The following is a 6,846-nucleotide window of genomic DNA, read 5'->3' on the forward strand; positions in this document are numbered from 1 at the left end:
CACAGTCTTGGATACTCAATTTAACATAATATACATTATGCGAAATTGGTAGATTAAATATTTGTGTTAGTTGAATCTTTAATTTTTTCAGTAACAACCTTAGTTTGTATAGTTCTACACGTTGATAAAATCACTCAAATCAATTAAAAATGAATTTTATCCAAATTTTGCTCTACAAGGCTCAACCAAGCCTTAGTAGCTGGACTCATCGCAATACTGGTATTCCACGCCATACTCAATGTCCAATCTAATCTTGGTTCAAGTAAAATGGCTGAGGAAAATTTGTTTGTATCAAGTTGATCACAATAAGTTTTAGGTAAGATTGCGATTCCCATATTGAGCTCTACCATTTTTACAATAAAGTCCCATTGGCTACTTTTACACACAACTTTGGGTTTAAACCCTACGGCATGCGCAGCTTGTGTAATCATTTTATTTAAGACAAAACTATCTGCATAAAGCAAAAAACTTTCTTCTTTTAGCTCCTCTAAATATACAGTTTCTCTTTGATTCCAATGTGAATTTTTCTTTGATAATAAACACATCGGTGAATTTAAAATGGGAATCGCCGCAAAATTAGGTCGTAAATTTTCAAGTAAAACTCCGACATCCACGCTTTTATTTGCAATTGCTTCTTCAACACCATTTCCACCAACTTCTAAAAATTTAAGCTGTATTTCTGGATAATGTTTATGAAACAATGCAATTAATGGTGTAAGTAATAATGAACCCAATGGCGGCAAGCCAATATTTAAATAACCTTGCTTCAAATTTTGAATTTGATCCAGCGTCTCAAAGATTTTATTTTGCTCATTCAACATATGTATTGCATGTTGATAAATTAACTCTCCTTCATAAGTCAGTACCACTTCCCTTTTTCTACCTGCTTCGCCTTTTTTAAATAATGCTACACCTAAATCTTGCTCTAAATGTTTGATTGCTTTACTAATCGTAGGTTGAGTCATGGACAAATGATCAGCAGCTAAACTAAAGCTACCTTGATTCACAATTTCAGCAAAAATTTTCAGGTTTTTTAAATCCATCAATCATTCCAATATGGCATAATTTTAATTTTATTATTCATAATAATAGCAAATTAATGCAACTAAAATAACGTATCCTTTGAAATAAATTACATTTCTCATGTTGCTCCATGTCAATCAAATCCATCATTTCAGTAAAATATCCAAAATATTATTACAAGTTGGGCTTCTGATTTTATTTTGGTGGATTGGTTCTATTATTCAGAATCAATTTGATTTACCCATTTCAGCAGCCGTTATTGGCTTATTCATTGTTTTAATTGGACTTATGACAGGAATATTTAAACTTACTTGGATCAAAACTGGCTCAGATTTTATCTTAAGTGAATTAGTTCTATTTTTTATCCCTTGTTTTATTGGATTGATGAAGTATAAAACGTTGTTTATGACTGAAGGCTGGCAACTCATTTTAGCGGTGGTTTTAGGCACAATTTGTGTCATGGTTATGACTGCATATAGTGTACATTTGGGGTTTAAAATTGAAAATAAATTCAAGCAATATCGTTCTAAAAGCGCTCATCATCATACAAACTCCACAAAACATTTCATCAATGGAGAAAAATAATGTCAATTATTTCAATCCTTTGTTTTATTGGAACAATATTGGCATATTTATTCGCCAAAAAACTTTATCGTAAATTTCCTTATTTGCTTTTATCACCAGCGTTATTTGTTCCTATCGTTTTAATCATTATTTTGCTGTTAACACATGTGTCATATGATACTTATATGCTTGATAGTCAATGGATTGTTTGGATGTTAGGACCTGCAACAGTCGCATTTGCAATTCCAATTTATGAATATCGCCAAATCATTAAAGAACATATCCTTTCAATTTCTATGGGGGTAATGATGGGAATGTTCTCTGGAATGCTTAGTGCTTTTTATTTAGCAAAACTATTTCATTTCGACCAATCAACTACATATAGTTTAATGGCACGATCGATTTCCACACCATTTGCTATGGAATTAAGTACACATATTGGTGGATCTGTTGAATTAGTTATTCTATTTACCATGATTACTGGTGTAGTTGGTATGTTGATTGGTGATTTAATTTTAGCTGCCTTAAAGCTTAAATCACATTTTGCTCAAGGAGCGTCTTTGGGCAATGCAGCACATGGTTTTGGTACAACCAAAGCCTATATGCGTCATAAACAAGAAGGTGTGATTGCCAGTTTAACCATGGTTTTAGCTGGAATATTTATGGTTTTGTTTGGGCCATTTTGTGTACATACTATTGTTCACGTTCTTGGCTAATTATTCGCTCATAAAAAACCACTGAGTATCACATATGCAGTGGTTTTTAAACAGAATCAAATCAATATAAATTGCTATTTTAAACAAAGGATTAATATTAATATCTATTGAATATCAATGTATTGCATGAATATTTTTCGGCAAGAATTTCACCATCAATAAGCCGATTAATGCTGACAAACCTGCACAGATAAAAATCGTTGCTCCTGATAATATTTCCCAATATTGTCCAGCTAAAATGCTTCCTGAAGCGACACCTAAGCCCCACATGGTGCTGTACAAAGCCTGTCCTCTACCCTGTTGTTTAGCCGTGAAATTCTGCAAAATAATGCGCATCGCAAGAATATGAAATAGACCAAAACTAAATGCATGTATACTTTGTGAAATAAACTGAATAAAGAAACTTTCAGGGAAAAAACCAGCCAATAAAAATCGAATACAGGTCATTATTAAGCAAATAGCGATAAGACCTCGCCATGAAAAACGAGACAAAAAGTAATTGGCATAATTAAACATAATAATTTCTGCAATAACACCAACTGACCATAAGAATCCAATCTCAGTCGTGCTGAAACCAGATGTTTTTAGAAAGTTACTATAAAAGCTATAGAATGGTGCTTGTGCAAAAAGCATAATAAATTCAATACAGAAGAATGCTGCAACCACAGGTCTTTTTAATATTGGCAATAAAGGTTCTAGCGCTTTTTGAGCATGAGGCGCAGCACTGGGTTCTTTTATTGAAAATGACCAAATAAATGCTGTAAATGCAATGCATAACAACATCATTGGTAAATAATGGATATCAATAATCTCTAGAATCGCACCAATACTAAATACACCGACAATAAAACCAATCGAACCCCATTTTCTAATTTTTCCATAATATTTGGTATGTTTATCTCCCAACCAAAATAATGTAACCCCTTCAAATTGGGCAAGAATCGCATTTTGGAAAAAACTAAAGATAAACATTAACAATGCAACTGATTGCATATTATTGAGAATAATAAAAATTAGAAACCAAATGGTAGCTTCCATCCATGTAGCAATACGAACTAAAAACATTCGTTTGCCCGTTTTATCTGCAATAAAACCCCAAATAAAAGGGGCAAAAATACGCGTTAAAATGGCAATAGATGAAAGTAAACCGATTTCTTTATAGTTAAATCCTTGGTCTTGAAGGTAGAGGCTCCAATAAGGCAAAAACGTCCCAACGATTGAATAGTACCAAAAGTAAAAACCGGCCAAACGATGACGTATATCGAATTGCATCATTGAATTTATCAGCACCAAATCAAAACATGCAAATTATAAGCTAATTTTAGCTATTTAATTGAATAATCAATATAAATTATAAGCAAATATCAACTCATTTTATTTACAAAGCCTCAATAAAATCCGTAATAAGCTCATTCACTTCCGTTGGTTTTTCCGCATGTAACCAATGCCCTGCATGCTCTACAACTTGAATCTGATGATTGCTAAATTGTTTATCAATCGCTTCAAAATGCTCAGGTTTTGAAAGATATGGAGAATTTCCACCTTTAATGAATAAGATAGGAACGGCATTCGTACGTTGCTGATCCCAGCCTAATATATTTGGATAGTCCTTATATAAGGTCCGTACATTGAACAACCACTTGCCCTTATTCCATGATTTTAATAAGAATTGAATCACCATTTCTTCATTTAAATATTGGCGCATAATCTCTGTTGCATCTTTACGTGACTCAATTTGAGCATCTTCCACAGCAAGTAATGCTTTAAAAATTTGATCATGGTGATTTTGCTTATAAGCGAATGGTGCCATATCTAAAATAACCACTTTTTCTAGGCGATCTTGAGCTAAATCTGCAAGTTTCATGGCAATTTTGCCGCCCATAGAATGCCCAATCACTATAAATTGCTGAATATTTAAATGATCTAGGGTTTCCAAAACATCACTGGCCATCAGTAAATAATTCATTTCTTCAGAATGTGCTGAATGACCATGATTTCTAACATCTATTTGTAAGATATTGAATTTCCCTTGAAATACACGGGCTATCATACCTAAATTACTTAAACTACCAAATAATCCATGAATCAAAACCAATGTCGGGGAAGCATCTGAAGTAGTTGTGACTTGGTCATATTGATAATTGAGTAACATTTAAAAACCGTCCAAAAAGCCAATTCAATAGTGAATATGATGGCAAGAAATAACGGTATCAACAATGTTTTTAATGATTTATCTACAAATTTATTATGAGAATAACGATGCAAAACTTTATCTATAATTTTTATTCGTTCAAAAGTAGATAGATCAAAAAAACTCTCAAAAACTGATTTCAGCAATCAAATCTAATTTTTCCAACGAATATAAGCTAAAGTCGAATAAATTATTCAAAATAATCCTGATTCTACTGTTGAGTCATCCTTCAAATTACATATATGATCAGACTTGAATATCTTCGTTTGATTTAGGACTTTGAATCATGTTTCAACATGTAGATCCTTATGCGGGTGACCCGATTCTTTCCCTGATGGAAGCTTTTGGTAAAGATGAACGGACAAATAAAGTAAATTTAAGCATTGGACTTTATTACAATGAGGACACTATTGTTCCTCAGCTTGATGCAGTTAAAACTGCTTTAAAAAATATTGAACCAAGCAATGAAAAGGTAAAACTTTATTTACCGATGGATGGTTTAAAGTCTTATAACGAAGCAACCCAAAAGCTTGTTTTAGGTACAGACAGCCAAGCACGTAAAGATGGTCGTGCTGTAACGATTCAAACACTCGGCGGTTCTGGTGCGTTAAAAGTTGGTGCAGACTTCCTTAAAAAATACTTCCCTGAATCAGATGTTTGGGTGAGCCAGCCTACTTGGGAAAACCATATAGCGATTTTTAATGGCGCAGGTATTAACTCACATTTCTATCGTTATTTCGATGCGACAAGCAATGGCGTCGATATCGAAGGAATGTTGCAAGATTTAAAACAAATCCCAGCAAAAGGTATTGTTTTACTTCACCCATGTTGTCACAACCCAACTGGTGCGGATTTAACACCTGCTGAATGGGATCGTGTTATTGAAGTGTTAAAAGCAGGCGATTTAATTCCATTCTTAGACATTGCTTATCAAGGTTTTGGTCAAGGTTTAGAAGAAGACGCTTATGCGATTCGTGCTTTAGACAAATCGGGTATGAATTTTATTGTCAGTAATTCATTCTCTAAAATTTTCTCACTCTATGGTGAGCGTGTAGGCGGTTTAAGCTTTATTTGTGATGATCAAGCGACTGCACAAAAAGTTTTGGGTCAATTAAAAGCAACAGTTCGTCGCATCTACTCTAGCCCACCAACCACAGGTGCTTTAGTGGTGGATAATGTGCTGAATGATGCAACATTGACAGAAAAATGGCATAGCGAACTAAAAGAAATGCGTGAACGTATTATCCAGATGCGTGAACTGTTAAAAGCTAAATTGACGGCTGCACTGCCTGATCGCAATTTTGATTATTTAACTACACAGCAAGGTATGTTCAGTTATACAGGTTTAACTGCTGAGCAAGTTGATATTTTAAAAGATAAATATGCGATTTATTTAGTTCGTAGCGGTCGTATGTGTGCCGCTGGTTTAAATTTAAAGAATATTGATTATGTTGCAGATTCAGTTGCTGAAGTGATCAAAGCAACCTCTTAATTTAATCATTAAGTTTAGTCCATGTTAAAAACCCAAGCTTGCTTGGGTTTTTGTTTAGAATCAGTCCAACTTTTTAAATAATGGTCCCTGATCTTCAGAAATATATTAACCACACGTTGCTTGTGTAATTATTTTGGTGATTGGCTCTATACTGACGGTGACACGATCTTCACGATAATCCATGGTTACTGGTTGATTCGGAGCAACTCTTCGAACGACTTGGGCTTTGGTGCTCTGTTTAATTTGTTCATCGGTTAAACCTGTTTGCCCAACCAGTTTAGCTGCTTGATCTGCAACACACTGCGTTTGACTCTGACGGAATAGAGTCCACTCTTCTACCTTTTCACCATTTTTCAAATGACAATAGCCAACTTCGCCATTGCTCTCTTTGACGATTTCTAATTTGCCACCTTGTTCTATGCAATACTGACTTGCTGGATTGGCTAAGCCCAATTTAGTTGAATTTGACTCATTGCTTTGAATCGATGAACATGCAGATAATGAAGTAACGATGATAGACAAAAATGCAATATTTTTCATAAAGATACTTTTATTAATTGAAAGGTTTAACATAGCAAAAAAAGTGTTATTTTTATATTGAATTTATAAAACTCATACAGTCTTATGCAAGATTAAATATTTTAAAATATTCTTTTAATTACACACTTCAGCTTAACAAAGGACAAACAGTAAGTGTGCTAAGTTTAATGATTCACGTATATAGTAATGTTATGATTTTAATATTCAGCAAACATTAATTAAAAAGATGACAAAATTCAAAATTTTACCGATTTTATCTTTCATGATCGCTTTGACAGGATGTAGTTTGCCTATGAATCATTCTCAACAAGAACAACAAA

General features: G+C 33.6%; 7 protein-coding genes. 3 read left to right on the forward strand and 4 right to left on the reverse strand.

Translation table 11 applies throughout. From position 1 onward, the window contains the following. Positions 1 to 143: 143 nt before the first annotated feature. A complete protein-coding gene (locus D7V20_RS18090; RefSeq protein WP_120385312.1) occupies positions 144 to 1,043 on the reverse strand; it encodes a LysR family transcriptional regulator in 900 nt (299 codons plus the stop codon). Between the two features lie 100 nt (positions 1,044 to 1,143). On the opposite strand from D7V20_RS18090, the gene D7V20_RS18095 reads away from it, so the two are divergent. Then, positions 1,144 to 1,608 (forward strand): CidA/LrgA family protein, encoded by a 465-nt coding sequence (locus D7V20_RS18095; RefSeq protein WP_120385313.1) that lies wholly within the window; start codon positions 1,144 to 1,146, stop codon positions 1,606 to 1,608. Then, positions 1,608 to 2,303, forward strand: coding sequence for an LrgB family protein (locus D7V20_RS18100; protein ID WP_120385314.1), 696 nt, complete (start codon positions 1,608 to 1,610; stop codon positions 2,301 to 2,303). The genes D7V20_RS18095 and D7V20_RS18100 overlap by 1 nt, the downstream gene beginning before the upstream one ends. 114 nt (positions 2,304 to 2,417) lie before the next feature. Here D7V20_RS18100 and D7V20_RS18105 read toward each other — a convergent pair whose 3' ends face one another. Both D7V20_RS18105 and D7V20_RS18110 read right to left on the reverse strand, forming a co-directional pair. Further along, positions 2,418 to 3,578, reverse strand: a complete 1,161-nt coding sequence (locus tag D7V20_RS18105) for an MFS transporter (RefSeq protein WP_120385315.1) — start codon at positions 3,576 to 3,578, stop codon at positions 2,418 to 2,420. A 103-nt stretch (positions 3,579 to 3,681) separates the two neighbouring features. Further along, positions 3,682 to 4,455 (reverse strand): alpha/beta fold hydrolase, encoded by a 774-nt coding sequence (locus D7V20_RS18110; protein ID WP_120385316.1) that lies wholly within the window; start codon positions 4,453 to 4,455, stop codon positions 3,682 to 3,684. Between the two features lie 325 nt (positions 4,456 to 4,780). Here D7V20_RS18110 and D7V20_RS18115 point away from each other — a divergent pair, with 325 nt between their 5' ends. After that, on the forward strand, positions 4,781 to 5,986 hold the full coding sequence (locus D7V20_RS18115) for an amino acid aminotransferase (protein WP_120385317.1): 1,206 nt from the start codon (positions 4,781 to 4,783) through the stop codon (positions 5,984 to 5,986). A gap of 105 nt (positions 5,987 to 6,091) precedes the next feature. Here D7V20_RS18115 and D7V20_RS18120 read toward each other — a convergent pair whose 3' ends face one another. Further along, a complete protein-coding gene (locus tag D7V20_RS18120) occupies positions 6,092 to 6,526 on the reverse strand; it encodes a putative hemolysin (RefSeq protein ID WP_120385318.1) in 435 nt (144 codons plus the stop codon). Positions 6,527 to 6,846 lie beyond the last annotated feature (320 nt).

Source organism: Acinetobacter rongchengensis (assembly GCF_003611475.1).
Lineage (GTDB): Bacteria > Pseudomonadota > Gammaproteobacteria > Pseudomonadales > Moraxellaceae > Acinetobacter > Acinetobacter rongchengensis.

What these genes read in the sequence shown, in the direction of transcription:
- D7V20_RS18090 (WP_120385312.1), bottom strand. Translation starts at nt 1,043, where the DNA reads ATGGATTTAAAAAACCTGAAAATTTTTGCTGAAATTGTGAATCAAGGT.
- D7V20_RS18095 (WP_120385313.1), top strand. Translation starts at nt 1,144, where the DNA reads ATGTTGCTCCATGTCAATCAAATCCATCATTTCAGTAAAATATCCAAA.
- D7V20_RS18100 (WP_120385314.1), top strand. Translation starts at nt 1,608, where the DNA reads ATGTCAATTATTTCAATCCTTTGTTTTATTGGAACAATATTGGCATAT.
- D7V20_RS18105 (WP_120385315.1), bottom strand. Translation starts at nt 3,578, where the DNA reads ATGATGCAATTCGATATACGTCATCGTTTGGCCGGTTTTTACTTTTGG.
- D7V20_RS18110 (WP_120385316.1), bottom strand. Translation starts at nt 4,455, where the DNA reads ATGTTACTCAATTATCAATATGACCAAGTCACAACTACTTCAGATGCT.
- D7V20_RS18115 (WP_120385317.1), top strand. Translation starts at nt 4,781, where the DNA reads ATGTTTCAACATGTAGATCCTTATGCGGGTGACCCGATTCTTTCCCTG.
- D7V20_RS18120 (WP_120385318.1), bottom strand. Translation starts at nt 6,526, where the DNA reads ATGAAAAATATTGCATTTTTGTCTATCATCGTTACTTCATTATCTGCA.